This window comes from Streptomyces sp. P17, from assembly GCF_032436805.1.
In the GTDB taxonomy this organism is placed as follows: Bacteria; Actinomycetota; Actinomycetes; order Streptomycetales; family Streptomycetaceae; genus Streptomyces.
Genome location: NZ_JAVRBF010001294.1, coordinates 1 through 247, shown reverse-complemented (window position 1 = coordinate 247; position 247 = coordinate 1). Strand labels below are relative to the sequence as shown.

At 51.4% G+C, this 247-nt stretch carries 1 protein-coding gene; it reads right to left on the bottom strand.

Features of this window, described 5'->3' with window-relative positions:
* The coding region (locus RMT89_RS44735) for a hypothetical protein (RefSeq protein ID WP_315889482.1) at positions 1-247 on the bottom strand (247 nt) is incomplete at both ends.

The following is a 247-nucleotide window of genomic DNA, read 5'->3' as shown; positions in this document are numbered from 1 at the left end:
GTGACATCAAGCGCTAGCAAGTAATCACGCAATAAGCCCGCTTCTGCCGAGGGGCTATCCGCCACAAAAGAGCGATTCGGATCAACCGCTAACGGGTTCCAGCGGTTAATGGTTTCGTAGCCCCAAGGGCTGATGCAGGGCGCGATTAACAGATTAAACTCATTAAGGTAGTTTTTTGCCTTAGTCGCTGCAAACCGCAAGGCCCCTTGCACACCACTGGTTTCATAACCATGTACACCACCTGTGA